Source organism: Microbacterium sp. T2.11-28 (assembly GCF_950097975.1).
Taxonomy (GTDB): Bacteria; Actinomycetota; Actinomycetes; order Actinomycetales; family Microbacteriaceae; genus Microbacterium.
In genome coordinates this window covers 22,242-45,967 of record NZ_CATNHF010000032.1, presented here as the reverse complement: position 1 = coordinate 45,967, position 23,726 = coordinate 22,242, and the positions used below count along the sequence as shown (strand labels likewise).

The 23,726-nt window shown below is 71.0% G+C and carries 25 protein-coding genes; 17 read left to right on the top strand and 8 right to left on the bottom strand.

Annotated features, from left to right (window positions below; genetic code table 11):
* Window positions 1–229 precede the first annotated feature (229 nt).
* The 8 genes from QQZ13_RS15555 to QQZ13_RS15520 all read left to right on the top strand — a co-directional run bounded on the left by QQZ13_RS15555 (window position 230) and on the right by QQZ13_RS15520 (window position 7,676).
* Window positions 230–901, top strand: a complete 672-nt coding sequence (locus QQZ13_RS15555) for a M23 family metallopeptidase (protein ID WP_284530412.1) — start codon at window positions 230–232, stop codon at window positions 899–901.
* On the top strand, window positions 901–1,791 hold the full coding sequence (gene lgt, locus QQZ13_RS15550; protein WP_284530411.1) for a prolipoprotein diacylglyceryl transferase: 891 nt from the start codon (window positions 901–903) through the stop codon (window positions 1,789–1,791). Before QQZ13_RS15555 ends, lgt begins: the two co-directional genes overlap by 1 nt.
* Window positions 1,769–3,415 (top strand): cytochrome c biogenesis protein ResB, encoded by a 1,647-nt coding sequence (locus QQZ13_RS15545; RefSeq protein ID WP_284530410.1) that lies wholly within the window; start codon window positions 1,769–1,771, stop codon window positions 3,413–3,415. Before lgt ends, QQZ13_RS15545 begins: the two co-directional genes overlap by 23 nt.
* Window positions 3,399–4,394 carry a c-type cytochrome biogenesis protein CcsB gene (gene ccsB, locus QQZ13_RS15540; protein ID WP_284530409.1) on the top strand — a complete coding sequence of 332 codons (996 nt, stop codon included), beginning with the start codon at window positions 3,399–3,401 and terminating at the stop codon, window positions 4,392–4,394. The genes QQZ13_RS15545 and ccsB overlap by 17 nt, the downstream gene beginning before the upstream one ends.
* A 26-nt stretch (window positions 4,395–4,420) precedes the next feature.
* Window positions 4,421–4,696: a hypothetical protein gene (locus QQZ13_RS15535; protein WP_284530408.1), complete on the top strand. Its 276-nt coding sequence runs from the start codon at window positions 4,421–4,423 to the stop codon at window positions 4,694–4,696.
* A 21-nt stretch (window positions 4,697–4,717) separates the two neighbouring features.
* Entirely contained in the window at window positions 4,718–5,347 is a 630-nt protein-coding gene (locus QQZ13_RS15530; protein ID WP_284530407.1) for a TlpA disulfide reductase family protein, read from the top strand.
* The gene (locus tag QQZ13_RS15525) at window positions 5,347–6,075 is read left to right on the top strand and encodes a cytochrome c biogenesis CcdA family protein (RefSeq protein WP_284530406.1); all 729 of its coding nucleotides are present in this window, start codon (window positions 5,347–5,349) and stop codon (window positions 6,073–6,075) included. The genes QQZ13_RS15530 and QQZ13_RS15525 overlap by 1 nt, the downstream gene beginning before the upstream one ends.
* A gap of 89 nt (window positions 6,076–6,164) precedes the next feature.
* A complete protein-coding gene (locus tag QQZ13_RS15520; protein ID WP_284530405.1) occupies window positions 6,165–7,676 on the top strand; it encodes a hypothetical protein in 1,512 nt (503 codons plus the stop codon).
* Between the two features lie 180 nt (window positions 7,677–7,856).
* On the opposite strand, the gene QQZ13_RS15515 is transcribed toward QQZ13_RS15520, so the two are convergent.
* Window positions 7,857–9,773, bottom strand: coding sequence for a multicopper oxidase domain-containing protein (locus tag QQZ13_RS15515; RefSeq protein ID WP_284530404.1), 1,917 nt, complete (start codon window positions 9,771–9,773; stop codon window positions 7,857–7,859).
* Window positions 9,774–10,197: 424 nt separating this feature from the next.
* Here QQZ13_RS15515 and QQZ13_RS15510 point away from each other — a divergent pair, with 424 nt between their 5' ends.
* From QQZ13_RS15510 to lnt, 3 genes are all read left to right on the top strand, one after another.
* Window positions 10,198–10,644 carry a hypothetical protein gene (locus QQZ13_RS15510; RefSeq protein ID WP_056518817.1) on the top strand — a complete coding sequence of 149 codons (447 nt, stop codon included), beginning with the start codon at window positions 10,198–10,200 and terminating at the stop codon, window positions 10,642–10,644.
* A gap of 268 nt (window positions 10,645–10,912) precedes the next feature.
* Complete coding sequence (locus tag QQZ13_RS15505) at window positions 10,913–11,932, top strand: NAD(P)/FAD-dependent oxidoreductase (protein WP_284530402.1); 1,020 nt, start codon at window positions 10,913–10,915, stop codon at window positions 11,930–11,932.
* On the top strand, window positions 11,929–13,536 hold the full coding sequence (gene lnt / locus QQZ13_RS15500; protein WP_284530400.1) for an apolipoprotein N-acyltransferase: 1,608 nt from the start codon (window positions 11,929–11,931) through the stop codon (window positions 13,534–13,536). The genes QQZ13_RS15505 and lnt overlap by 4 nt, the downstream gene beginning before the upstream one ends.
* A gap of 29 nt (window positions 13,537–13,565) precedes the next feature.
* Here lnt and QQZ13_RS15495 read toward each other — a convergent pair whose 3' ends face one another.
* From QQZ13_RS15495 to QQZ13_RS15470, 6 genes are all read right to left on the bottom strand, one after another.
* The gene (locus tag QQZ13_RS15495; protein ID WP_342395274.1) at window positions 13,566–14,141 is read right to left on the bottom strand and encodes an alpha/beta hydrolase; all 576 of its coding nucleotides are present in this window, start codon (window positions 14,139–14,141) and stop codon (window positions 13,566–13,568) included.
* Between the two features lie 273 nt (window positions 14,142–14,414).
* A complete protein-coding gene (locus tag QQZ13_RS15490) occupies window positions 14,415–15,032 on the bottom strand; it encodes a hypothetical protein (protein ID WP_284530398.1) in 618 nt (205 codons plus the stop codon).
* Window positions 15,033–15,062: 30 nt separating this feature from the next.
* Window positions 15,063–15,362, bottom strand: coding sequence for a YHS domain-containing protein (locus QQZ13_RS15485; protein ID WP_101305236.1), 300 nt, complete (start codon window positions 15,360–15,362; stop codon window positions 15,063–15,065).
* Window positions 15,363–15,387: 25 nt separating this feature from the next.
* Window positions 15,388–17,679, bottom strand: a complete 2,292-nt coding sequence (locus QQZ13_RS15480) for a cation-translocating P-type ATPase (protein WP_284530397.1) — start codon at window positions 17,677–17,679, stop codon at window positions 15,388–15,390.
* A complete protein-coding gene (locus tag QQZ13_RS15475; protein ID WP_284530395.1) occupies window positions 17,676–18,026 on the bottom strand; it encodes a heavy-metal-associated domain-containing protein in 351 nt (116 codons plus the stop codon). The genes QQZ13_RS15480 and QQZ13_RS15475 overlap by 4 nt, the downstream gene beginning before the upstream one ends.
* A gap of 45 nt (window positions 18,027–18,071) precedes the next feature.
* Window positions 18,072–18,356, bottom strand: a complete 285-nt coding sequence (locus QQZ13_RS15470) for a metal-sensitive transcriptional regulator (protein ID WP_056207405.1) — start codon at window positions 18,354–18,356, stop codon at window positions 18,072–18,074.
* 60 nt (window positions 18,357–18,416) lie between these two features.
* Between QQZ13_RS15470 and QQZ13_RS15465 the strand changes: the two genes are divergently transcribed.
* The 6 genes from QQZ13_RS15465 to QQZ13_RS15440 all read left to right on the top strand — a co-directional run bounded on the left by QQZ13_RS15465 (window position 18,417) and on the right by QQZ13_RS15440 (window position 22,542).
* Window positions 18,417–19,004 (top strand): ATP-binding protein, encoded by a 588-nt coding sequence (locus QQZ13_RS15465; RefSeq protein ID WP_284530393.1) that lies wholly within the window; start codon window positions 18,417–18,419, stop codon window positions 19,002–19,004.
* Window positions 19,004–20,659 (top strand): AarF/ABC1/UbiB kinase family protein, encoded by a 1,656-nt coding sequence (locus tag QQZ13_RS15460; RefSeq protein ID WP_284530392.1) that lies wholly within the window; start codon window positions 19,004–19,006, stop codon window positions 20,657–20,659. The genes QQZ13_RS15465 and QQZ13_RS15460 overlap by 1 nt, the downstream gene beginning before the upstream one ends.
* Before the next feature lie 80 nt (window positions 20,660–20,739).
* Window positions 20,740–20,886: a hypothetical protein gene (locus tag QQZ13_RS15455; protein ID WP_284530391.1), complete on the top strand. Its 147-nt coding sequence runs from the start codon at window positions 20,740–20,742 to the stop codon at window positions 20,884–20,886.
* Complete coding sequence (locus tag QQZ13_RS15450) at window positions 20,883–21,383, top strand: hypothetical protein (protein WP_284530390.1); 501 nt, start codon at window positions 20,883–20,885, stop codon at window positions 21,381–21,383. Before QQZ13_RS15455 ends, QQZ13_RS15450 begins: the two co-directional genes overlap by 4 nt.
* Complete coding sequence (locus QQZ13_RS15445) at window positions 21,380–21,637, top strand: DUF2933 domain-containing protein (RefSeq protein ID WP_056518825.1); 258 nt, start codon at window positions 21,380–21,382, stop codon at window positions 21,635–21,637. Before QQZ13_RS15450 ends, QQZ13_RS15445 begins: the two co-directional genes overlap by 4 nt.
* Window positions 21,634–22,542 carry a DMT family transporter gene (locus QQZ13_RS15440; protein WP_056207410.1) on the top strand — a complete coding sequence of 303 codons (909 nt, stop codon included), beginning with the start codon at window positions 21,634–21,636 and terminating at the stop codon, window positions 22,540–22,542. Before QQZ13_RS15445 ends, QQZ13_RS15440 begins: the two co-directional genes overlap by 4 nt.
* An 833-nt stretch (window positions 22,543–23,375) precedes the next feature.
* Here QQZ13_RS15440 and QQZ13_RS16340 read toward each other — a convergent pair.
* Complete coding sequence (locus QQZ13_RS16340; protein ID WP_369335402.1) at window positions 23,376–23,708, bottom strand: ArsR family transcriptional regulator; 333 nt, start codon at window positions 23,706–23,708, stop codon at window positions 23,376–23,378.
* Window positions 23,709–23,726: the final 18 nt, after the last annotated feature.

The following is a 23,726-nucleotide window of genomic DNA, read 5'->3' as shown; positions in this document are numbered from 1 at the left end:
TGACGGCGGCGGCGACCGTGCTCACCTTCATCGTCCCCCTCCTCCAGGAAAGTCTTGTATGCCCGAACCCGCCCTTTCTCCCCCGACGACCGGTATCGATACGCGCCGCGCTGCGAGAGCCGCCCTCTCTTCCCCACCCGTGCCGACGCGAGGCGATCGACGCCGTCGGCCTACCCGTAACGCCCGGACACCTCGACACGCGCCTCGCAGCACGCTCACCCACCATCGGATGCTCGCCGGCACCGTGATGTTCACGGACGCTCCCCTCGCCGCGCTGCCGTTGCTTATCACGTTGACGCCGGAGCCGGTGTTCGCCGTCGAGGCGACCCGCACCCCGGTGCGCGCCCAGTCGTTCACCACCCCCGACACCGTCACCGAGACGGTGATGGTGCGCGGGGACTACACGGTGGCGGTGACCGCCCCCGTCGGGACCGAGTCGTACGCGCACACCGCGGACACGTTCACCAACGACCCGGCGTCGGCGGTGCAGTGGCCGTTCACCGTGGGAGTGCCGATCAGCAGCACGTTCGGCTATCGCACCCGGCCGTGCCCGTCCTGCTCAAATTTCCATGCCGGACTGGACATGACCCCCGGGATCGGCACCCCGATCCAGGCGATCGCCGACGGGGTGGTCACCACCGCGACGGAGCAGGGCGGCGCGTACGGGGTGTACGTGGTGATCCGACACGAGATCGATGGGCAAGTCGTGGAGAGCGTCTACGCGCACATGCGGGAAGGGTCCCTCGCCCTGACCCCGGGACAGACCGTGCGGGTGGGGCAACTGGTCGGCCGGGTCGGGAACAGTGGACGCAGCACCGGTGCGCACCTGCACTTCGAGATCCGCACCGGAGGCGAAGCGGTGGACCCGCTGGCGTGGCTCCCGGCGAGGGTGAGGCCCTGATGGACGCACTCCTCATTGTGGCTCCGGCGCTGATCCCGAGCCCGGGGATCAGCTTCGTGCAGGTCGGGCCGTTCCAGATCCGGTTCTACGCGCTGGCGATCCTGGCCGGGATCGTGCTGGCGGTGCTGATCACCGGCCGTCGGCTGCGGGCGGTCGGGCATCCGGCCGGGGTCGTGGTGGATGTGGCGATGTGGGCGGTGCCGTTCGGGATCCTCGGCGCCCGGATCTACCATGTGCTCACCCATCCGGGCGACTACTTCTTCCCTGGCGCGGACCTGTGGCGGGTGCTCTACATCTGGGAGGGCGGGATCGCGATCTTCGGCGCGATCCTGGGCGGGCTGGTCGGGATCGTGATCGCCACCCGTCGCGCCGGGATCCCGGTGCTGCTGTCCCTGGACGCGCTCGCCCCGGGGATGCTGGTCGCCCAGGCGGTGGGGCGGCTGGGGAACTACTTCAACCAGGAACTGTTCGGCCCACCCACCACCTTGCCGTGGGGGTTGCAGATCGACCCCTCAGCTCCCGCGATCCCGCCGGGGACCCCGGCGGGGACCCTGTTTCATCCGCTGTTCCTGTACGAGCTGCTGTGGAACCTGGCCGGTGCCGCCGTGATCGTGCTGCTCGAGCATCACCGCCGCCGGCACGGCCGGATTACGTTGGGCGCCGGGCGGAGTCTGGGCGTGTACCTGCTGTGGTACGGGGCAGGGCGGGCGGCGCTGGAGTCCATCCGGCTGGATCCCACCGAGCTGCTCGCCGGCGGGCTGAAAGCGAACGTGCTCACCGCCCTGGTGGCCGCCGCACTGGGGGTCGGGCTGCTCGCCCACGCCTCCTGGCGCGCCCGCCGCCGCACACCCGTCCGGGAGAGGGAGGATGCGCGTGTCGATCCGCAGTGAGCAGGCCCCGCAGCTGCCCGCCGATCACGTCGACCGGCCGGTGGACGAGCCCACGAATCCGCGCCTGAGCGTTTCGGGGTGGGCGCGGTGGGCGTGGCGGCAGCTGACCAGCATGCGCACCGCCCTGGTGTTGTTGCTGCTGCTCGCGGTGGCCGCGATCCCCGGGTCGTTGGTCCCACAACGCTCCTCCGACCCGAACGGGGTGATCCAGTTCGACAAGACCAACCCGGGCTGGATGTGGGCGGTGGACCTGCTGCAGCTGCACGACGTGTTCGGGTCGGTGTGGTTCTCCGCAATCTACCTGCTGCTGTTCGCGTCGCTGATCGGCTGCGTCATCCCCCGCATCCGCCACCACCTGACCGCGCTGCTCGCCCCGCCCCCGGCCACCCCCCGCAACCTGTCCCGCCTGCCCGCCCACACCCGCCGCCTCCTCCCCGACACGCCCCCCGGTGCGGTCCTGGACGCGGCCGAGAAGGCGCTGCGTCGGCAGCGGTACCGCACCCGCCGGGTCCGCGGCGACGACGGACGGGACTCGGTCGCAGCCGAACGCGGCTACCTGCGGGAGACCGGGAACCTGCTGTTCCACGTGGCGCTGCTGGCGGTGCTGGTCGTGGTCGGCGTCGGCGGCGGGTTCCGGTTCACCGGGCAGCGGGTGCTGGTGGAGGGGCAGACGTTCGCGTCCACCCGGATCGCGTACGACTCGTTCACCGCCGGCCGGTTCATCACCGACACGCAGATCCCGACGTTCTCCCTCACCCTGGACCGGTTCCGCGTCGACTACGTCCTGGACAACGTCAACGCGCTCGGCATGCCGAAGAGCTTCGACGCGCAGGTCACCACCACCACAGGCGGCACCCGGCAGGCCTCCAGCATCCGGGTCAACGAGCCGCTGCCGGTGGCCGGCACCGACATCTACCTGCTCGGCAACGGGTACGCCCCCAGCCTCACCGTCCGAAACCCGGCCGGGAAGATCGTGTTCAGTGACACGGTCCCGTTCCTGCCGCAGGACGCGAATTTGACCAGCCTGGGGATCGTGAAGGTTCCCGACGGGCTGGCCGAGCAGGTCGGCCTGGTCGGGATGCTGTACCCCACCCGCGCGACCACCGCCTCTGGGGCGTTCGCGTCCAGCTACCCGGACCTGCTGGACCCGGTCGTCACCTTCAACGTGTACGTCGGCGACCTGGGCCTGAACACCGGGGTCCCGGTGTCGGTGTACGCACTGGATACCAGCACCCTCACCCAGATCGCCGGGCGCGGCACCCCCACCCCCGCCCTGCAGCTGGTCCCCGGCACCCCGGTTCCGCTGCCGGACGGGCTGGGCACGATCGAGCTCGGCCCGATCCCCCGGTTCGCGTCGCTGGAGATCGCCGCCGACCCCACCCAGACCCCCACCCTGATCGCCGCGGTCGCCGCGATGGCCGGGCTGGCCCTGTCCCTGTTCGTGCCCCGCCGCCGCCTCTGGGTCCGCACAACCACCGGCCGCCGCGGCGGCACGGTGCTGGAGGTCGCCGGGCTCGCCCGCGGCGACGACCCCCGCCTGCAACCCACCGTCGACACCCTCGCCACCCGCCTCACCCCGACCCCCACACCCCCTCGAGGAGGCTCTGATGACCCCGTTCCTTGACGCCCTGTCCCTGCTGCTGGTGTACTCCGCGATCGCGATCTACGCCGCCGCGTTCGTCGCCTACACCCTTCACCTCGCCCGCCGCGCCAGCACCCCTGCCGTCCCGGTCACCGCCCGGGTGCCGGTCACCGCCGGCGCCACCCGCACCACCGACCCGAACCTGGCAGGCACACCCCCCACCCCCGCCCCCGCCACCACACCCGCCGCCGCTGTCCCGGGTGGCGGACGGGGTGCGGGGAAGGCGGCGCGGGTCGGGTTCGCGTTGACCGTGCTGGGCTGGGTGTTCCATCTTGCCGGGGTGGTGCTGCGCGGGGTCGCCGCGGACCGGGTGCCGTGGGCGAACATGTTCGAGTTCTCCCTCACCGGCACCGCGCTGATCATCGCCACTTTCCTGGCCGTGTCGCTGCGGGTGCGGTTGGCGTACCTGGGCAGCGCCGTGCTCGGGCTGACCGTGCTGCTGCTCGGCGTCGCGACGGTCAGCTTCTACGTCCCCGTCGTCCCCCTGATGCCCGCCCTGCAATCCGGGTGGCTGGTCATCCACGTGCTGGTCGCGCTGCTGGCGACCGCGTTCTTCGGGCTCGCGTTCCTCGTCTCCCTCACCTACCTGCTCACCACCCGCCGCCGGGGTCGCCCCTCCCGGCTCACCCGGCTGCGTGACAGTCTGCCCGGGCCGGAGGATCTGGACCGGCTCGCATACCGGCTGACGATCGTCGGGTTCATCCTGTGGACCTTCACCCTGATCGCCGGGGCGATCTGGGCCGGCCGCGCCTGGGGCAGGTTCTGGGGGTGGGACGTGAAAGAGGTGTGGACGTTCATCATCTGGGTGCTTTACGCCGGATACCTGCACGCCACCGCCACCCGCGGCTGGGCCGGCACCCGCGCGGCCTGGCTGTGCATCGTCGGCTTCGCCGCCGTGCTGTTCAACTTCGGCGTCGTCAACGTCTTCTTCACCGGCCTGCACTCCTACTCCGGACTGTGACCCGCCCCCTGCGAAAGGACCCGCTCATGACCCGCACCACCCCCCGCCCCGCCCCGGCTGAGGACCCGCAACGTGCCTGGCGGCGACACCGCCTGCTCGTCCGGGTCGGCCAGGCCCTGATGGCCGCCGGCGCGATCGTCGCGATCATCCACTGGCTCGCGCACCTGGAAGTATTCGGCCCCGGCCAGCCCCCCGGCTGGCTCGACCTGGTCGCCGGGTACCCGACCGGGGCGCTGCTGCTGATCACCGGTGCCATCCTCGCCGGCCGCCGCCGCCCCACCACCAAGAACACGAACACCTGACCGGCCGGAGCGATTCCCCGCATGCGCACCCCCACCGCCCTGACCCGCCCACCCCGCCGCACGGTCACCGCCGCCGCGGTCGCCGCGTTCGGCGCGCTCACCCTGCTTCTGGTCGGGTGCACCGCCCAGACGCCCGGCCTGTTGTCCTCCTCCCCGTCCCCGGGGTATCTGTCCGCGGACGAGACCGTGCGGGAGATCCCCGCCGATCAGCGCGACGACCCGGTCACCTTCACCGGCACCACCGACACCGGGGAGCAGGCGGATTCCACCGCGTGGGAGGGTTCGGTCGTCGTGGTGAACTTCTGGTACGCCGCCTGCCCGCCCTGCCGTGCCGAAGCGCCCGACCTGGAAGCCCTCGCCCAGACCTACCAGCCCGACGGTGTCGTGTTCATCGGCGTCAACGTGCGCGACACCGCCGACACCGCCGCCGCGTTCGAGAACCAATTCGGCATCACCTACCCGTCGATCCTGGACGCCACCACCAGCACCGTGCAAGCCGCGTTCGCCGGGAAAGCCGCCCCCGGCGCCGTGCCCACCACCATCGTCCTGGACCGCACCGGCCGGATGGCCGCCCGCATCATCGGGCAGCTTCCTACCCGCACCACCCTCGCCTCCCTCATCGACACCGTCCTCGCCGAGACGAGCCCCTGATGGGGGAGATCATCACCGCCGGCAGCATCTGGGCCGCCCTCCCCCTCGCCCTCCTCGCCGGGCTGGTGTCCTTCGCCTCCCCCTGCGTGCTCCCCCTCGTGCCCGGCTACCTCGGCTACCTCACCGGCACCACCACCACCGCGGGGGTCTCCCGGTGGCGGGCGCTGGCCGGGACCGGGCTGTTCACCCTCGGCTTCTCCGTCCTGTTCATCGGCTACGGGGCCGCGTTCGGCGCCCTGGGTGGCTGGCTCATCCGCTGGCAAGATCTCCTCACCCGCATCCTCGGGATCGTGGTCCTGCTGATGGGGCTCGTGTTCCTCGGCGTGTTCCGGCTTCTCCAACGCACCGCGAAACCCGCCATCCACCCACCCAGCGGGCTGGCCGGAGCTCCCCTGCTCGGCATCGCGTTCGGGCTCGGCTGGACCCCGTGCCTGGGCCCCACCCTCGCCGCGATCTCCGCGCTCAGCCTCACCACCGGCAACCCCGCCCGCGGCGCCCTCCTCGCCGTCACCTACTGCCTGGGCCTGGGGTTGCCCTTCATCGCCGCCGCGGCCGGCCTGAACTGGGCCACCGGAAGCATCACGTTCCTGCGCCGCCACATCCGCACCATCAACATCACCGGCGGGATCCTCATGATCGCCACCGGCATCGCGATGATCAGCGGAGCCTGGACACTCCTCATCTCCAGCATCCAGAACCTCATCGGAGCCACCGTGCTCCCCCTCTAACACCCCGCTGCCGCCGGGAGCGGCGCCATGGCGTTAGCCGCCTGGCAGGGGCGGACCGGCTCCCTGCCGCATCACTGAAAGGACAGACCATGCGACCACACGGCACCCGTGACCGCGCCCCCCTCCCGTCCGAGCCGGACCCGGCCCGCGGTTCCCCGGCGCTGGGGGCCGGGGGCGTCTGGGTCGCCGCAGCCGCCGCAGCCGCCGGGGTTGGGTCGGCGTATTGGGACGACTCCTGGCACACCACCCTCGGCCGGGACAGCACCTTCATCCCTCCCCACCTGCTGCTGTATGCGTCGATCCTCACCGTCGGGGTCGTGATCGCCGGCTGGGGGTGGCGGCGGCTGGCCGCGACACGCTCCGTGACCGCCGTGTTCCGCACGCCCGGGTTCGCCCTCGCGGTCGCTGCGGCGGTCGCGACCGCGGCGGCCGCCCCCGCCGACGCGTTCTGGCACACCGCGTTCGGGCGTGACGCGGTGCTCTGGTCGCCCCCGCACCTGCTGTCGGTGATCGGCACCCTGTGCGTGCTGATCGGCCTGCTCACCGGCACCGACCGGCTCGTGCCCGCCCCGCCGCGGATCGCCCTGGCCGCAGGCGTGCTCGGGGCGGCGCTGATCATCGTGATGGAATACGACACCGACGTGCCCCAGTTCACCGAGACCCTGTCCCTGCCGCTGCTGCTGGCGACCACCCTCGGCGCGGCATGGGTGATCACCACCCTGGTCCCCGGCCGCACCCACATCGTCCTCGTCGTCGCCGGGTACCTGGTGTTCCGGGTGGTGCTGTGGGTGCTGCTCACCACCTCTGGGTGGCTCGCCCCCGACCTGCCGGTCGCCGTGGCCGGGCTCTTCCTGCTGGCCCTGCCCGTCCCCCGGTGGCGGTGGCCGGTGGCCGCCCTCGCCGTGACCACCCTGCAACTGCTGGCCTCCGGGACCGGGATCAGCAGCGTCCCACCCACCCCCGTCGCCTGGTCCGCCGTCGGCACCACCACGGTGATCATCGTCAGCATGATCGCCCTCACCGTGCGGCCGGGGACTCGCCTCCGATCCGGGGCCGCGGCCGCGGCCCTCACCCTTCTGCTGGTCGCCCTCGCCCCGCCCCCACCCGCGCAGGCGCACGACCCCGGCCAGGGCACCGCCTACGGCACCGCACAGATGACCGTCACCGGCGACGGCACCGGGCAGCTGACCGTCACCATCACCGGCATCCGCCTCACCGACGACACCGACCTCACCCCGACCCGGCTGGTCGCCCGCCGCGCGGGAGAGGACCTCACCGCGCCGCTGCGCGCGCACCCCGGCACCCCGCCTCCCGGCACCTTCACCGGGGAACTGGCGCTGCCGTCACCGGGGCTGTGGTTCGTGTACGCCCAGTTCGCCACCGGCGAACGCACCCTCGAGGTGTGGGTGCCCGTCGATCAGCAACTCACCGGCCCGCAAAGCCAGCAGCGCAACCTCTACCAGCCCGTCACCGCCGCCACCCCGCCACCGGGGCAGATCCTCCTCGCCGCCGTGCTCCTCGCCGTCTCGGCGGCGCTCACGGTCGCCGCGGCCGTCACCGTCGCCCGCCGCCGACGCGTCCTCCCTCCCGCGACCACCTGACCACGGCGAGGTCACCGCGCCCCGTTGCGGGCGGGCGGGCGACCTCGGCCCCCGGCAACCGAAACGGTCGGGCACGATGAACTGGGCACCCCTGGCATCGGCCTGCTGTGCTGCCGGAGGGCGCGGACGTGACTCGACCCGGCAACGGCGATGACGGCGGCGGTTCTTTGGTTCGTGGGGTTACTCGGTGACGTTGATGATCATGGTCAGGCCGCCGGCGCCGTCGGTTTCGACGTTGTTGTTGGTGGTGTGGTGGTTGATGTGGCAGTGGATGAGCCACTGGCCGGGCTCGAGCGCGTTCCAGAGCACGTCGTAGCGTTGTCCCGGCCCGACGTTGATCGTGTCGGCCTGGAACTGCTGCGCCGTGGTGAGAGCCGCCCCGTCGCGGGCGACGACGGTGAACGGGCCGCCGTGGATGTGCATCGGGTGAATGTCGTTGGTGTTCGAGCCGATGAAGCGCACCCGGAGGGTCTCGCCCACCTTCATGTCGATGGTCTCGGTGGCCGGGTACGCCTTCCCGTTGATGGTGAAGTAGTTCGGCATGCCCCCTTCCATCGGCATCGCCGGATAGGTCAGTCCCTCCCGGGACAGCCACTCCTGCAGCTGGATCGTGTACTCGTGATCGGCGGGCGGCTGCAGGCCAGGGTCGGCGGGGTCGATGATCAGCGCCCCGTACAAGCCGAGGGCCTGCTGCCGGTCGGCGTGATCGTGGGAGTGGTAGAAGAACGTGCCCCACTGCTTCACCGTGTACTCGTACCGGTAGGTGTCGCCGGGCTGGATGGGATCCTGGGTGATCCCGGCGGGCCCGTCCATCTCGTTGGGCACGTCCAGGCCGTGCCAGTGCACGGTCGTGGACTCGTCGAGCTCGTTGGTGACGTCGATGCGGATCCGGTCGCCCTGCGTGACCTGCAGCCGAGGCCCCGGGATCTGCCCGTTGTACGCGTACGCGTCGACGGTGACGCCGGGGAGGATCTCCCAGCGGATCTGCGACACGGTCAGCTCGAACACCCTCACCCCGTCCTCGATGCGGGCAGGTTCCAGCACCTCATCACCGCGGGTGTCCACGTCGTACGCGGCGGTCGCGGCCCGCGGGTCGACGGCAGCCATGTCCCGCATCGCCTCGGCGGGGGTGTCACGGGTCATGATCATCCCGGGCGGCATGATCAGCCCACCGACGTCGTGCGCGCTAAGAGTCATGTTGACGGCGTTCGCGGGGGCGACCATCCCGACCACGAGCGCGATCGCGGAGAACGCGCCGACCACGGTCAGCTGCGGCACGGTCACCCGGCCGGCGCCGGAAGGCTGGTGTGCCTCATGCCCCGGCCCCGGCGACGTCGCGCGGCCCGCCGCCTGGTCGTGGCCGGCGTGCGCCTCCGGCGGCCGCGGGCTGTGTTGCGCGTGCGCGTCATGCTCCTGGGGGTGGGTGGCGGGCTGGGGGCGGACGGTCATCAGGCCGTGTTTAAGGCCCTTCTTCACCATCCACACGTTCACGGGGTAGGCGAGCACGAACCCGACCGCGATCCCGAAGCTCATCACTGCCCAGAACAGCAGCTCGGTGGGCAGCATGGCCCGCATGTCGCGGCCCATCATCAGCAGCGACATCACCGGCGCCATGCCCGCCATCATCAGGTTCATGCTGATGAACTCGGGCAGGAACGAGCGGCGCACGTTCTGCCAGTAGCTGCCGCCCATCATGTTCTTCATGAACAGGGCCTGGAACACGAACAACCCGAACGCGAACCCGGCGGCGTACTCGATGATCAGATCCAGCCACATGGGCAGGCCCAGCGACGCGACGACGACGGCGGCGACGACGATGCCGGTGGCATCGCCCGCGACGCAGTGAATGGTCGAGCCGATGCCCTGCTTCCACAGCGGCCGGGTGAACTCCTCATGCTCTCCCGGTCGCGGCTCCTTGTCCGCGAGCACATACAGCAGCGCCCCGATCGGCCCCAAGTAGAGGGTGACCAGGATAAAGCCCCACTTCATCACCGCCGGTTCCGGGTTGTGACGGAACTGGTCCACCCCGACCCAGACGGTGCTGATCGCGACCAGCACGAACCAGGCGACCAGGAAATAGTCGATCGGTTGAATCATCCTCGCCCGCCTCTCCCTCGCACACCACTTCCCCGCACCTTATACCCCCTCCGGGTATTCTTTCAACCGGTGCCGCCTCCGGTGGCGACGGGTGCACGTGCCCGGTGGGGCGAACCTGACGCAGCCGAGACGATCGCGGCGGAGTTCAGCGACCCGTGCCGTCCTCAACGGCGCCGCCGAAGAAGTCCGCACCGGCAGACTCGACCCCGACGGCGTCACGGCGATCCTGCTGCCCGCCTTCACCGACACCACGGCACCCCGAGGGCACTGATCCTTCCGCTCAGGAGACGGACGTCGTTCGCCGATAATCGAGAACGACGTGCCGGTGGACGCGATGTGGCTGCTCTGTCGGCGAAGGCGTGGAGGGCCTGCGGCCGGGCGGGATCCGGGAGACGCAAAGGTCGGATTGGTACAGTGAGGGACTATGCCCCGCGACCCCCGATCCCGGCCCGACCGGGTCATCGCGGCGGGGTGGTGGTCGGGGCGGCTGCTGACCATCCTGGGCCTGGCACTTGTGCTCATCATCGGCGGCTGGACCACCTCCCACACCACGGCTGACGCGCACGCCGACACCAGTGCGGGCTCCCCCGTCGCGACCGGCTCTACCCCGGACTCGGGGGCACCGGTGGAGGGCCGGACGGCGTCGTCCTCTGCGGGGGTGTCCGTCGATGCGTCCGGGGCGTGGGGGTGCCTGATCGGGGTGGTGTGCACGCTGCTGGTACTGGCGGCCGTGACGGGGTTGCGGTTACAGAGCCGGCTGCGGATACTGCGGGTATCCCGTCCGGTGCGCGCGCCGCTGCTGGTGCCGGTGCCCGTGTCGCGGCGTCCGGCCGCGCCCTCACTGCTGCTGTTGTCGATTTCCCGAACCTGAGATCCGGCATGCCGCCCACCCATGGGCGGCGTCTTCCCGCCCGCCCGTGTGCGGGCGCTGTGTGATGCCGATTTCTAGGTTTGGAGAATGTCTTGACGACCCGTATCACGGCGGCCCCCGTCGCCGGTCCGGTGCCGACGGCTGCGGCCGGTCACCGCCGCCCACCCGGCCCCGCTCGGCCCCGTCCGGCCCCGTCCCGCCGCGGCGCCGGCGCGATCATCCTCCGTCCGTTCCCGCCCCGGCCCTCTTGTGCGGGGAGGGGGTGGTGATGCGGTCGGGGTTGACGCATCGGCGGGCGATCATCGTCGGGGCCGGGCAGGCCGGGCTCGCGGTGGCCGCCGCGCTGATCGGGTTGGGGTTGCGGCCGCAGCAGGAGTTCGTGGTCGTCGACGCCGCCACGGACCGGCAACGCAGTTGGGCGTCCCGGTGGCATTCGATGCGGCTGCTGTCCGACGCCCGCCACAGCACGCTTCCGCTCCGGCCGCTGCCGCTGGACCCGCACGAGCATCCCCGGGCCGATGAGATCGCGAACTACCTGGACCAGGTGCAGCACACCCTGGGGGTGGACCCGTTCTGGGGGTTGCGTGTGGTCGGGGTGGAACGCCGCGGTCACGGGTCGGTGCTGCAGCTGCAGACCGCGGAGGGCGACGTGCAGACCCGCAACGTGGTGTGCGCGACCGGCGCCGCCACCCACCCCCGCATCCCCGCGTGGGCGTCAGAGCTGCGGGTGCCCGGGGTGGTGCTGCACAGCGCCCACTACCAGTTCCCCCGGCAGGTGCCCACCGGGCGGGTGCTGATCGTCGGCGGCGGCAACAGCGGGGTGCAGCTGGCGCGAGAGCTGTCCGCCTCCCACAAGGTCACCCTCGCGGTCCGCACCCGACGGCCGCACCGACCCGCCCCTACCTTCCCCGTCCACGCCCGGGCAGGCTCGTCCTGGCTGGGCCGCCCACCCGCCGTGCAGCCGGTGTTCGGCGACAGCTACCATGCGCTGCGTCACGCGGGCGTGGCGGTCGCCCCGGCGGTGACCGGTGCGAACAACGGGCATGTCACGTTCGCCGATGGCAGCACCCTCGCCCCGGACTCGGTGATCCTCGCCACCGGATACGACCCCGGTGACGACTGGCTCCCCGCCGAGGCGACAGCAGCCCGGTCCCGACCGGCGATGACCGGACTGCCGGGCTTGTTCGTCGCCGGGATCCCCGCCCACAGCCGCCCCGGAGCGGACACCCTCGCCGGGGTGTCCCGGGACGCCGCCGTGATCGCCCGCACCATCGCGGACCGGCCATGACCGCCACGCCGACGCCCCTCCAGGACCCGCACGGGCACCCCCAACCCACCCCGCCGAATCGCCGTGCCCGGGCGGTGATGCCGTTGGCGGTGGCGTTGCCGGTCGCGGCGGCCGCGGCGGTGCTGATGGATCTCGCCTACCCGGAGATGGGATTCTGGCCAGCCGCGTTCGCCGCGACCGGGCTGCTGCTTCTCGCCCTGATCGGCCGGAGCGTGTGGGGGGCAGTCGCGGTCGGGGCGGTGTTCGGGTTGCTGTTCTTCGGGCTGCTGGTGTCCTGGACGACCCGGTATCTCGGGCCGGTGCCGTGGGCGGCACTGACCGTGGTGGAAGGGACCCTGACCGCGGTCGGAATCATCCCGCTGACGCTCGCGTACCGGTGGATGCCGCGCGCCGCCCCCGGCCCGGTCGGACGCCTGCTCCTGCTGCCGGGCCTGCTGGCCGCGTTATGGACGGGCCGGGAGGTGCTGCTGGGCGCCTGGCCGTACGGTGGGCTGCCGTGGGCGCGGCTCGGGATCACCCAAGCCGACAGCCCCCTCGTGCAGACGGTGTCCTGGGTCGGAGTGAGCGGGCTCACCTTCCTGATGGTCTTCACCGTCGCCGCCGCGATCGAAACGATCCGGACCGGCCTGTGGCGTCGCCCGCTGCCCGCCGCCGTACCCGCCGTCACCGCCCTGATGCTGGTTTTGGTCCCGGCGTTTCCCACGACACCGGCCGGGACGATGCGGGTCGGGGCGGTGCAAGGCAACGGCCCGTCCGGGTACTTCGACCAGCGCACCGTGGGGGCGATCGCCCGGGCGCAGGGAGACGCGACCGGCCCGGTGCTCGACGCGGATGTGGATGTGGTGGTGTGGCCGGAAGGGCTGGATGCTGACCCGTTCCAGACCCCGTGGCTGGCGGAGTACCTCACCGGCATCAGCACCCGGGCAGGGGCCCCGCTGCTGGCGAACGCGGCCACCACGTCGGGTGGCAACATCTACAACACGTCGTTCCTGTGGGACCCGGCCACCACCGGTGCCACGCCGCGGCGGGAGCAGACGCAGACGCACGCGAAACGCCACCCGGTGCCGTTCGGCGAGTACGTGCCCGACCGGGCGTTCTACACCCTGCTCGCCCCCGACCTGGTCGGGCTGCTGCAACGCGACTACGCGCACGGCACGGACGTGCCGCTGGTCACCGTCGGCGGTGTGCCGGTGGGGTTGGCGATCTGCTTCGACGTGATCTACGACGAGGTCATCGCCGAGAGCGTCACCGCCGGTGCGGAGCTGCTGGTGTTCCAGACCAACAATGCCGACTTCCGCGGCACGGACGAGAACCTGCAGCAGCTCGCGGTCGCCCGGATCCGCGCGGTGGAGACCGGCCGCACTGTGGTGAACGTCTCCACCGTCGGCACCAGCCAGATCATCCGCCCCGACGGCAGCACCCTCACCGGTCTGCCCGCCGGACAGGCCGGGGCGATGATCGCCGACACCGACCTGCGCACCGGGCTCACCCCCGCCGTCCTCATCGGACAAGGTGTCTCCACTGTCACCCTGTGGGGTGGGCTGGGTGGTCTCGCCCTCACCGGTGCGATCGCCCGGCGGCGACGCACCCCTGCCGTGGCCTGACCAGGCATGCCCGGTCCGACAACCCGGGGCTATCCGACGGGCGGGAGGACGAGGCGGCGGATCTCCGCAGCGATCAGTTCCGCTTCTATGGCGGGGATGTAGTGGCCGGAGCGGGCAGCGACCACGTGCCGGCCCTGCCGGGACCGTGCGGCCCGATACCGCCCGGCGGCGGTCGCGGTATCCCGGACCCGTCGCGGCATCCCGTCCGCGAGACTGCCGGAGATGACGGTGACCGGGACATCGGGCAGCACCGGCGGGTCGCCGCGCCAGGCGTGCAGCTCGGTGAGGAACGTGCGCGCATGCCGACCCTGGGTGATAACCACCGCGGGCCGGAACGCCTCACGGTCAAGATCCGCCCGCACATCCTCGGGTATCCCCTCCCCGAGGAACCGGAAGAACCGCTCCAGCAACCCCACCCGTGCCAGCACCCACTCCACGGCGATCACGATCTTCTCCCCGACCCGGGACGGCACACCGAACTGCTGGGTCGCTGCCTCGTCGGTCGGATCCACCAGCACCATCGGGCCGCCCGCGGAATGCCCCACCTGCACGAACCCGCTGCTCGGCTCGAGGCCGTCCAGCAGATCGTTCAGGTCGTCGGCCATCCGGTCCAGGGTGCGCCCTGCACTATCCGGGGCGGACCGACCCAGCCCTGCCCGGTCATACACCACGGCCCGCGTGAACGCGGCGACCCGGGTCTGCACCGACGCCCAGGTGGAGCGGGTCGCCGCCGATCCCGCCTCGAACACCACCGTCGGCACCCCGGGGGCCCCCGGCGGGACCCGGCAGCACCATCGCATAAAGGGCGCGCCCGTCACGGGTGCGCACCCACACCGGCTCCCCCTGCGTGTGCACACGCTCCCCCGCCATGACCCGCCCTACCGGTCCGTGCCTTGGCGGGAGGCGCCGGTCGCGGCGCGGTGGGCCTTCTCCCGCAGGGCCAGCAGGGCGAGGGTGTCGTCCTTGATCTGGGTGCGGCCGAGGATGCCCCAGTGCGCGCTCAGGTGGTCTTCGAGGTAGCGCAGCACCCGGGCGAACGGGACGGTGTGCCACGGCGCCCCCGCCCCGGGCGGGGAGGTGGGGTTGCCGAACACGACCGTGCGGATCGTGTGCCCTTCCGGCGCCACCGTCCGTCCCGTTTCCAGCAGTTCGGCGACCAGCCGGGCGGCATCGGTCGGGGCGCAGCACCCGAACCGGGTGAACGCGGCTTCCAGCACGGCCGGGTCCCGCATCGCCGGGTTGGGGTGCGGGCGGCCTTCCTTGACCTCGCCGACGATCATGTCCGCTCCGCCCCCGGCACCCAGGGCCGGGTCCAGCGGTGCGTCGACGGTCCCGGACGCTCCCGGTGCGCGGTGCAGCCGTACGGCGAGTATGTCCAGGTCGGTGATGGTGCGGGGACCGCCGGGACCGGTGGCGTCCAGCACGGGGTATTCGGCGACGGTGAAGTAGCCGTTGACCCGCAGGTACGCCTGCACCAGCCCGACCGCCGTGTCCACCCTCTATCTCCGACCGGGTTATCTGGCCGGTCAGGCGGCGTGCGCGTAGCGGGCCGGGTCGGCGTCGAACAGCGGCCCGCACTCGGCGCAGCAGAACCAGTACCGGCTGCCCTGGTAGTCGCGGAACAGGCCGCGCTGCTCGGCCCAGGCCGGGTCGACCTGGTTGCCGGGCATCACCGGACAGGTCACCAGGTTCGTCGCCCCCGCCGGCGGCTCGTGATGGTGATGCTCGTGCGCACCATGCTCGTGCGCACCATGCTCGTGTCCTCCATGGTCGTGCCCGTGCGTGTGGTCGTGCCCGGAGTGGTCGTGGTCGTGGTCGTGGGACATGGTGTGTCTCCTTCTCGAGCGATGGTTAGGCCTGGACGGGCGCGGGCTCTCGGGTGGCGGGGGCGCCGGCACGGGTTGGGGTGGGCAGGGGGCGGAAGCGGCGCAGGCGGAGGCTGTTGGTGACGACGAACACGCTGCTGAACGCCATTGCCGCGGCGGCGAGGATGGGGTTGAGCAGGGCGAGCATCGCGACCGGGATCGCGGCGACGTTGTACGCGAACGCCCAGAACAGGTTCCCCTTGATCGTGCCCAGGGTGCGGCGGGCCAGCCGGATCGCGTCCGGGACCAGCATCAGGTCGCCGGAGACGATGGTCAGGTCCGCGGCGGTGATGGCCGCGTCGGTGCCAGTGCCCATCGCGATCCCGAGGTCGGCGGCGGCGAGGGCTGCGGCGTCGTTGACGCCGTCGCCGACCATCGCGACCACCCGGCCCGCGGCCTGCAGGTCGCGGATGGTGTCGAGCTTGCCCTGCGGGGTGACCCCGGCGCGGACGTCCTCGATCCCGGCCTGGTTGGCGATCGCGCGGGCGGCGCCGGGGTTGTCGCCGGTGAGCAGGATCGGGGTCAACCCGAGCTCCCGGAGCCGTGCGACCGCCTCACGGCTGGTGGGTTTGATGGTGTCGGCGACGCTGATCGCCCCGCGCACCTGCCCGTCCCACGCCACCACCGTGACCGTCGCCCCCGCAGCCTCGTCCGCCGCGATGGTGTCGGCGAGGCCTGAGGGGATGGGGAGGGACCACTGGGTGGTGATCCAGGAGGCGCGGCCCGCGGCGACCATCCGGCCGTCGACGATGCCCTGCACGCCCTGCCCGGCCTCGGCTTGGAACGATTCCACTGCCGCGAGCGGGCCGCTGGCCGCGTTGGTGATGGCGCGGCCGATGGGGTGCTCGGAGCCGTGCTCGAGCGCCCCGGCGACCTGCACCAGCTCCGTCTCGTCGGTCCCTGCGGCGGGGTGGGTGGCGGTGACGGTCATGGTGCCGGCGGTGATGGTGCCGGTCTTGTCCAGCACCACGGTGTCGATGCGGCGGGTCTGCTCCAGCACCTGCGGGCCGCGGATCAGGATGCCCAGCTGCGCGCCCCGACCGGTGCCGACCAGCAGCGCGGTCGGGGTCGCCAGCCCGAGCGCGCACGGGCACGCGATGATCAGCGTCGTCACCGCGGCGGTGAACGCGACCTCCGGGGAGGCGCCGACCAGCAGCCATACCGTGAACGCGACGATGGCGAGGGCGATGACGATGGGGACGAAGATCGCGGAGACCCGGTCGGCGAGGCGCTGCACCTGCGCCTTCCCGGTCTGCGCCTCCTCCACCAGCCTGGCCATCCGGGCCAGCTCCGTGTCCGCGCCGACCCGGGTGAGCTCTACCAGCAGCCGGCCGCCGGTGTTCACGGTCGCGCCGACCACCTTCGAGCCGGGGGCGACTTCGACGGGTACGGACTCGCCGGTCAGCATCGACTCGTCCACCGCGGAGACACCCTCGGTGACGACACCGTCGGCGGGGATCTTCTCCCCGGGCCGCACCACCACGATGTCGCCGGGCACCAGCTGGGCGACGGGGACGCGCTGTTCGCTACCTGTGCGGAGGACGACGGCATCTTTCGCGCCCAGCTCCAGCAGGGCGCGCAGAGCTTCCCCGGATTGCCGCTTCGCGCGCGTCTCCAGGTAGCGGCCGAGGAGGATGAACACCGTCACCAGGGCGGCGACCTCCAGATACACCTCGTGACCGCCGGACTGCGGGGTGCCGACGAAGGTGACGCTCATCCGCATCCCGGGCATGCCGGCGCCGCCGAAGAACATTGCATACAGGGACCAGCCGAACGCGGCCAGCACGCCCAGGCTGATCAGGGTGTCCATCGTCGCCGCACCGTGGCGGGCGTTGATCGCCGCGGCACGGTGGAACGGCCACGCTCCCCACACCACCACCGGCGCCGCAAGGGTCAGGGTCAGCCACTGCCAGTAGGTGAACTGCAGCACCGGGATCATCGACAACACCGCCACCGGCACCGCCAGGACCGTCGAGACGATCAGCCGCTGCCGCAACGACACCAACTCCGTATCCCGCGGCACCGTGGCCTGTTCATCGGGGGCTTCGGTGGCCGGTGGGGCGGGGACGGAGGCCCCGTACCCGGCCTGCTCGACCGCCGAGATCAGCTCCTCCAGCGGCACCGGGGACTCGGCGTGCACGCGGGCTTTCTCGGTGGCGAAATTGACCGTCGCCGCCACCCCCGGCAGTCTATTCAGCTTCCGCTCCACCCTGGTCGCGCACGACGCGCAGGTCATCCCGGTGATGTCGAGATCAACATCCGTCGTCGTCGTGGTCATGACACTGAGGCGAGGCTGTAGCCGGCCTCCTCCACCGCCTCCCGCACCCGCGCCGCATCCACCGGCGTCGCGCTGGACACCGTCACCGTGGACACGCCACCGGCGCGCAGATCGACGGCGACGTCGGAGACACCGTCGATCGCGGAGACCTCCTCGGTCACGCTGCGCACGCAGTGCGAGCAGGTCATCCCCTCCACCAGGAACTGCGCCGACACAACGTCACCCGTCGCCGGGACTGCGGTGGTGTCGGTGGCTGCCGCGCCGTGTGAGGTGGGGCTGCAACACGCGCACCCCGCGTCGGTGCTCGTCGCCTGCAGTCCGAGGTCCTGGAATCCCTGTCCGGTCATGATGTGCTCCCTTCAAGAGCGTTGAACGATGTGAGTGGGGCGAGGTTAGGAGCGCACGAGGCGCGCGATCGCGGCGTTCGCCTCACGCAGCTTCTCCTCCGCGACCGGGCCGCCTTCGGCGGTCGCCTGCGCGACGCAATGCGCGAGGTGGTCTTCCAGCAGCGCCAGCGCGACGGACTCCAGCGCCTTCGTCGCCGCCGACACCTGGGTCAGCACGTCGATGCAGTAGACGTCCTCGTCGATCATCCGCGCGATCCCGCGGACCTGCCCCTCCGCGCGGCTCAGCCGCGCCAGCAGCGCCGGCTTGTTGTCCACATACCCGTGTGCCATCTCGTACCTCCACCTACAATCTACCATACCCTGTAGGGGTACCGGGTGTAGGGTGAGGTCATGACCGGCATCCAGGAGCCGCGGCCCGCACAGCCCACCCGTTGGCACGTCGTGACGGGCGGTCCCAGCTCGGGCAAGACCACCACGGTCAACCTGCTGCGCGACCGCGGATACACGACCACGATCGAGCACGCCCGGCACTACATCGACCTGCAACGGATCACCGGGCGCAGCACTGCGGAGGTGCGGGCACGGCAGAGCGAGTTCCAGCGCGCGGTCGTAGACATGCAGATCGAGCAGGAGCACTCCCTCGACCCGCAACAGACGGTGTTCCTGGACCGTGCCCTGCCGGACTCGCTCGCCTATTACCGCTTCCTCAACCTCGAGCCCGACACCGCCCTGCTGGGCGCGCTGGCCGCCACCCGGTACGCGACGGTGTTCCTGCTGGACCTGCTCCCGCTGGCGCCCGACTACGCGCGCACCGAGGACCCCGCCGCGCAGCGGCGCATCCACGACCTGCTCGGGCAGGTGTATGAGGAGCTGGGTTTCCCCGTCGTCACCGTCCCCGCGCTCGCCCCGGACGTGCGCGTCGAACTCATCCTGGAACGAGCATCGGCCGACAGGCCAGCTGAGAGGGGCGTGAGCTGATGGGCGCGGGGGGTAGCCGGTACCGGCAGATCGGGGCCGTGCTGCGCCGGCACGGACTCGGCGTCCTGGCCGGCGTGCTGGGCCTGGGCGGCTTGGTGCCGTTCCACCGCGGCGCCCTCGGACACGCCCGGCAGGAGGACCCCTACACGAACCCGGAGCATGTGCGGGTCGCGTTGGAGGAGCTCGGGCCGACGTTCGTGAAACTGGGCCAGATCCTCTCCACCCGGCACGATCTGCTCCCCGCGGCATGGGTCGCCGAGTTCGCCAAACTGCAGGACGACGTCGCCGCGGCACCGTGGGAGGGCATTCGGGACGTGCTCCGTGAAGAGCTCGGCGCCGACCCAGAGCACGTGTTTGCCCAGTTCGACCCGATGCCGCTGGCGGCGGCGTCCATCGGGCAGGCGTACGCGGCAACTCTTCACGACGGCACCGAGGTCGTCGTGAAGGTGCGCCGGCCCGGCGTGGTCGCGCAGGTGCACGAAGACCTGGACATTCTCCGCAACCTCGCCGACCGCGCCGACCGGCGCTGGGATGCCATCCGGCAGTACGACCTGCCCGGGCTGGTGGAGGAGTTCTCCCGCACGCTGCGTGCCGAGCTGGACTACCTGCAGGAGGCCCGCAACGCCGAACGGTTCGCGCAGGAGTTCGCCCACGCGGCGCGGGTGCGGATTCCCCGCGTGCACGGGGAGACCACGACCTCGCGCGTGCTGACCCTGGAGCGGATGAGCGGGGTGCGGATCGACGACCTGGAGGGCCTGGACGCCGCCGGCATCGACCGGGTCGCACTCGCGCGGCTGGGTGCCGACATCGTGCTCACGATGGTGTTCGACAACCGGTTCTTCCATGCCGACCCCCATCCCGGGAACATGTTCGTGCAGCCCGACGGCGCGCTCGCGCTGATCGACTTCGGGATGGTCGGGGAGCTCACCGAACAGACCACGGACGGCCTCGCCGGCATCGTGCTCGCCTTCACCCGCGACGACCCGGACGCCCTCACCACCGCCCTGATAGAACTCTCCCGGACCGCCGACGTCGTCGACCGGGCAGGGCTGCGGCAGGCGATCACCGCGTTCACGGCCCGCTACCGGGGCCGTTCGCTGTCGGAGATCAGCCTCGCAACCATGCTCCAGCAGCTGCTCGGCATCCTGCGGCAGCACCAGCTGCACCTTCCGCAGGAGACGGCGCTGCTGTTCAAAGTGCTGATGATGGCCGAAGGGACCGCGGCGCGGCTGGATCCGGACTTCCAGATGCTCGACGCCCTGCAGCCCTACGCTGAGCAGCTCACCCGCGCCCAGCTGTCCCTGCCGGCTCTGGCCCGGCGATGGGCGCGCGCGGGAGCCGACACCGGAGCACTGCTCACCGAGCTGCCCGCCACCCTGAGCCGGCTCCGGCATCTCCTCGAAGACGGCGGGTTCGAGGTGCACCTGCGCGCGACGGAGCTGGAACCTCTCGTCGGGCGCGCCGAACGCGTCGGCAACCGTGTCGTCGCGGGAATGATCGCCGCCGCGCTGATCGGCGGGATCGGCACCCTCGTCGGCGGGAACACGAAATGGCGCTCCCGGGAAGGCGTCCTGATCGGCGCCGGGACCGGCACGATCGGCGCGCTCGGCGGCTACCTGCTATGGACTCTGCGGCGCCGCCGGCCCCGCCACTAACCCGTGCGCGGCCTCGAGAACACCATGAAAAGGGGAAAGGGAGATGGGACAGGATCAAAGTCGGCGTCAACGGATACGGCGTGATCGGCAAGAGGGTCGCCGACGCCGTCCACGCCCGACCCGACATGCAGTTGACTGGCGTCGCGGACATCATCACCGACTGGCGCATCAGATCCGCCGCCCGCCTCACCCCGACCCATGGGAATCGCACCTGGGCGGCATCATGAACACGATGGTTCCCGAACCGGTCATTCCCTCCCACCAGGGTGCGGACGCGCGCACCGTGATTCCCGGCCTGGACGTGGTCACGATCGCCGCGAAGGGCGCGCGCACGCATACCCACAACCACTACTGGACCCTGCAGCTGACCCGCCGCGCCTCACGCGACCCGATCCTCGACGCGTTGCGCGCCGCCCCCCGCATCGCGTTCATCCGCATGTCCGACGGGCTCGTCGCCCTCAACTCCACGGTCGAGCTGATGCGCGACTTCGGCCGACCCCGCGGGGACATGTGGGAAGTCGCGGTCTGGGAAGACCTCGTCACCGTCGACGGCGACGAGGCATACCTCACCTACCAGGTGTGCAACGAGGCGATCGTCGTCCCCGAAACCATCGACGCGATCCGTGCCCTCACCGGCACCGTCACCGACTCCGCCGCCTCCATCCGTCTCACCGACAACACCCTCGGCATGAGACACGACTTCCTCGCCGCGGAGCGGTCATGACCACCCCGCACGCCGGACCGCCCCGCCCTGGACGCGTGTGGATCTGGGGGATCATCGCGCTTGCCGTCGCCGGGATCGTCATCTACCTGGTCATCGACCACTGGACCCACCTCGCCGCGGCCGCCCCCTACGCCGGCATCATCGTGATCGCCCTACTGCACCTGTTCAGCCACCGCGGACACGGAGGCCACGGACGACACCGTGAACAGACCCGTCACGACCACACGAACCCGCCCCCCGACGACGACGCATGAGCACCCCCACCGCGGCCGGCACCGGACGGCGGGCGCCGAGCCCGTGGCGGATGCTGTGGATCACCTTCGCGTGGGGGTCCTGCTTCGTCGCGATCAGCGTCGGGCTGCAAGATGCGCCGCTGCTGTGGCTCGCAGCACTGCGCGCCCTCGTCGCCGGTGCCGCTCTGCTGATCCTCACTGTCATCCGCCGCGCGCCCGTCCCCCGCGAGGTACGCAGTTGGACGCTGATCGGCGTGCTCGGCGTCGTGAACGTCGCCATCGCCTACGCCGCCATGTTCGGCGGCACCATCGGCCTGACAACGGGCGTCGCGTCCGTGCTGGCCAACGTCCAGCCCGTCCTCATCCTGCTGCCCGCCTGGTGGCTCTACCGCGAACGTCCCTCCCTGCGATCGGTGGCCGCGATGCTCACCGGGCTCGCCGGACTCCTGCTCATCGTGCTGCCCGCCGGCGCCGGGACCGGGGCATGGCTGTCCCTCACCGCCGCCGCCGCCGTCACCGCCGGCACCCTCATCAGCCGCGCCGTGCGCGCCGACCCGTTCCTCGTCGCCACCGTGCAGCTGCTGCTCGGCGGCGGGATCCTCCTCGTCGCCGCCGCGATCGTCGAAGGTCCGCCGGTCATTGAATGGACGCCGGGATTCGTGCTCTCCCTGCTGTGGATGTCCCTGGCCGGCACCGCCGCGACCACCGTCGCCTGGTACGCGGAGACGCAACGGTCCCGGCTCGACATCCTCACAACATGGACGATTCTCGTGCCCGTCTTCGGGATCGTCCTGTCCGTCGGGCTCTTGCAGGAGACCCAGAGCGTGCTCGGCTGGACCGGCACCGCCATCGTGATCGGCTCCGTCGCCCTCCTCACCATCCCCGGCAGACACGCTGACCGCGCGTCCCGTCGGCTTGAAGGTTGAGCGCCCGCCTGGTGGCGCCCCGCCACCACCCATCAAACCGACGTCCCAGCCCTGGCCGGGTGATGTAGTCGTCAAGCTGGTCGGACATGCCGGCGACGTGGCCGCAACGAACAGCCCGAGATGCCGGTACACACGACCCATCGGACAAAACGAATAGCCCGTCCGCCCGCCGCCGGTGGAAATTGCAGCTCCTATCGAGAACCTTCACCCTGGCGGTCCGTCGCGCAGAAGGACGGCGTCCGAGCAGGTCCGTCGTCGTTGTAGGTTCCCGCTCTAGATGTACTGACCTCGACCGTTGTTGATTCGGTCGATGGGGGTCTTGCCTCCGATGCCGAGGTGGTGCCTGTCTAGGGTGTAGTGGTCGAGCCAGGTCGCGTATGCCGCATGCGATGAGCTCGGGGGTGCGCCGTTTCACATCCAGCAAGCGGATGTGCTTGCGGGGCCGGAAGGCGTTCGAATCTTCGATCTGTACGGAACTGGGCATGACAAAAAGGACGTCGAGTCCGAAACCTGCAGCACCTAGGTTCAGCAGAGAACGAGCTCGCCGCTTACGCAGAAGCACTTCAGAAGGGCAACGCTCTCCTGCGCGTTGCTTCCGACCAGGGTGACGCAGAAGCGATCGCGCACACGATGCAACGACACGGGGCGGGTGGCACCGCGTTCTTCGCGAACCACTCGATGGTCCTCATCCCCCAGTCCTGAGGACAGGACAGGATCGCTGCGAGGGCGGCAATCTCCCTACTCACACATCCGGGTCCTCGAATCAAGCTGGACGCCTCACATCGATATTTCCACGGCGTGCCACCCGCGACGTTCTGATTGGCTATCGGGCCTCAGACCTCCCCCATCGCCTGTCCAAGTTGGAGGTATAGCTCGGTCACCCGCGCGTTCTGTACTCGGTAGGTGACGACCTCTCCTCGCCGACGCGCTCCTCGCGGTGGCACCGCCTGCAGCAAGCCCGCGTCCTCGAGTTGAGCTAGGTGCTCGACCACCGTGGTGCGACCGAGTTGTAGTGCTTCGGTCAACTGCACTGACGTGGACCCTGGATGTTCCCGCAGTAGGCGGATGATAGACAGCTTGACCGAGTTGCCGAGCGAAGCCACCGGGTCCTGCCCCCAACCTCCGTTGGCGGGTTCAGCGTATCGAGGCACCTGATCATTATCCATCGCGCCACTTGACGACTA

Coding starts and splice junctions, on each gene's coding strand:
- QQZ13_RS15440 (WP_056207410.1), top strand. CDS start 21,634: ATGAGCACCCCCACCGCGGCCGGCACCGGACGGCGGGCGCCGAGCCCG.
- QQZ13_RS15470 (WP_056207405.1), bottom strand. CDS start 18,356: ATGGCACACGGGTATGTGGACAACAAGCCGGCGCTGCTGGCGCGGCTG.
- QQZ13_RS15555 (WP_284530412.1), top strand. CDS start 230: ATGCTCGCCGGCACCGTGATGTTCACGGACGCTCCCCTCGCCGCGCTG.
- QQZ13_RS15480 (WP_284530397.1), bottom strand. CDS start 17,679: ATGACCACGACGACGACGGATGTTGATCTCGACATCACCGGGATGACC.
- QQZ13_RS15450 (WP_284530390.1), top strand. CDS start 20,883: ATGAACACGATGGTTCCCGAACCGGTCATTCCCTCCCACCAGGGTGCG.
- QQZ13_RS15460 (WP_284530392.1), top strand. CDS start 19,004: ATGGGCGCGGGGGGTAGCCGGTACCGGCAGATCGGGGCCGTGCTGCGC.
- lnt (WP_284530400.1), top strand. CDS start 11,929: ATGACCGCCACGCCGACGCCCCTCCAGGACCCGCACGGGCACCCCCAA.
- QQZ13_RS16340 (WP_369335402.1), bottom strand. CDS start 23,708: ATGGATAATGATCAGGTGCCTCGATACGCTGAACCCGCCAACGGAGGT.
- QQZ13_RS15445 (WP_056518825.1), top strand. CDS start 21,380: ATGACCACCCCGCACGCCGGACCGCCCCGCCCTGGACGCGTGTGGATC.
- QQZ13_RS15465 (WP_284530393.1), top strand. CDS start 18,417: ATGACCGGCATCCAGGAGCCGCGGCCCGCACAGCCCACCCGTTGGCAC.
- QQZ13_RS15545 (WP_284530410.1), top strand. CDS start 1,769: ATGCGCGTGTCGATCCGCAGTGAGCAGGCCCCGCAGCTGCCCGCCGAT.
- lgt (WP_284530411.1), top strand. CDS start 901: ATGGACGCACTCCTCATTGTGGCTCCGGCGCTGATCCCGAGCCCGGGG.
- QQZ13_RS15475 (WP_284530395.1), bottom strand. CDS start 18,026: ATGACCGGACAGGGATTCCAGGACCTCGGACTGCAGGCGACGAGCACC.
- QQZ13_RS15505 (WP_284530402.1), top strand. CDS start 10,913: ATGCGGTCGGGGTTGACGCATCGGCGGGCGATCATCGTCGGGGCCGGG.
- QQZ13_RS15515 (WP_284530404.1), bottom strand. CDS start 9,773: ATGATTCAACCGATCGACTATTTCCTGGTCGCCTGGTTCGTGCTGGTC.
- QQZ13_RS15485 (WP_101305236.1), bottom strand. CDS start 15,362: ATGTCCCACGACCACGACCACGACCACTCCGGGCACGACCACACGCAC.
- QQZ13_RS15510 (WP_056518817.1), top strand. CDS start 10,198: ATGCCCCGCGACCCCCGATCCCGGCCCGACCGGGTCATCGCGGCGGGG.
- QQZ13_RS15530 (WP_284530407.1), top strand. CDS start 4,718: ATGCGCACCCCCACCGCCCTGACCCGCCCACCCCGCCGCACGGTCACC.
- QQZ13_RS15535 (WP_284530408.1), top strand. CDS start 4,421: ATGACCCGCACCACCCCCCGCCCCGCCCCGGCTGAGGACCCGCAACGT.
- QQZ13_RS15525 (WP_284530406.1), top strand. CDS start 5,347: ATGGGGGAGATCATCACCGCCGGCAGCATCTGGGCCGCCCTCCCCCTC.
- QQZ13_RS15520 (WP_284530405.1), top strand. CDS start 6,165: ATGCGACCACACGGCACCCGTGACCGCGCCCCCCTCCCGTCCGAGCCG.
- QQZ13_RS15495 (WP_342395274.1), bottom strand. CDS start 14,141: ATGGCCGACGACCTGAACGATCTGCTGGACGGCCTCGAGCCGAGCAGC.
- ccsB (WP_284530409.1), top strand. CDS start 3,399: ATGACCCCGTTCCTTGACGCCCTGTCCCTGCTGCTGGTGTACTCCGCG.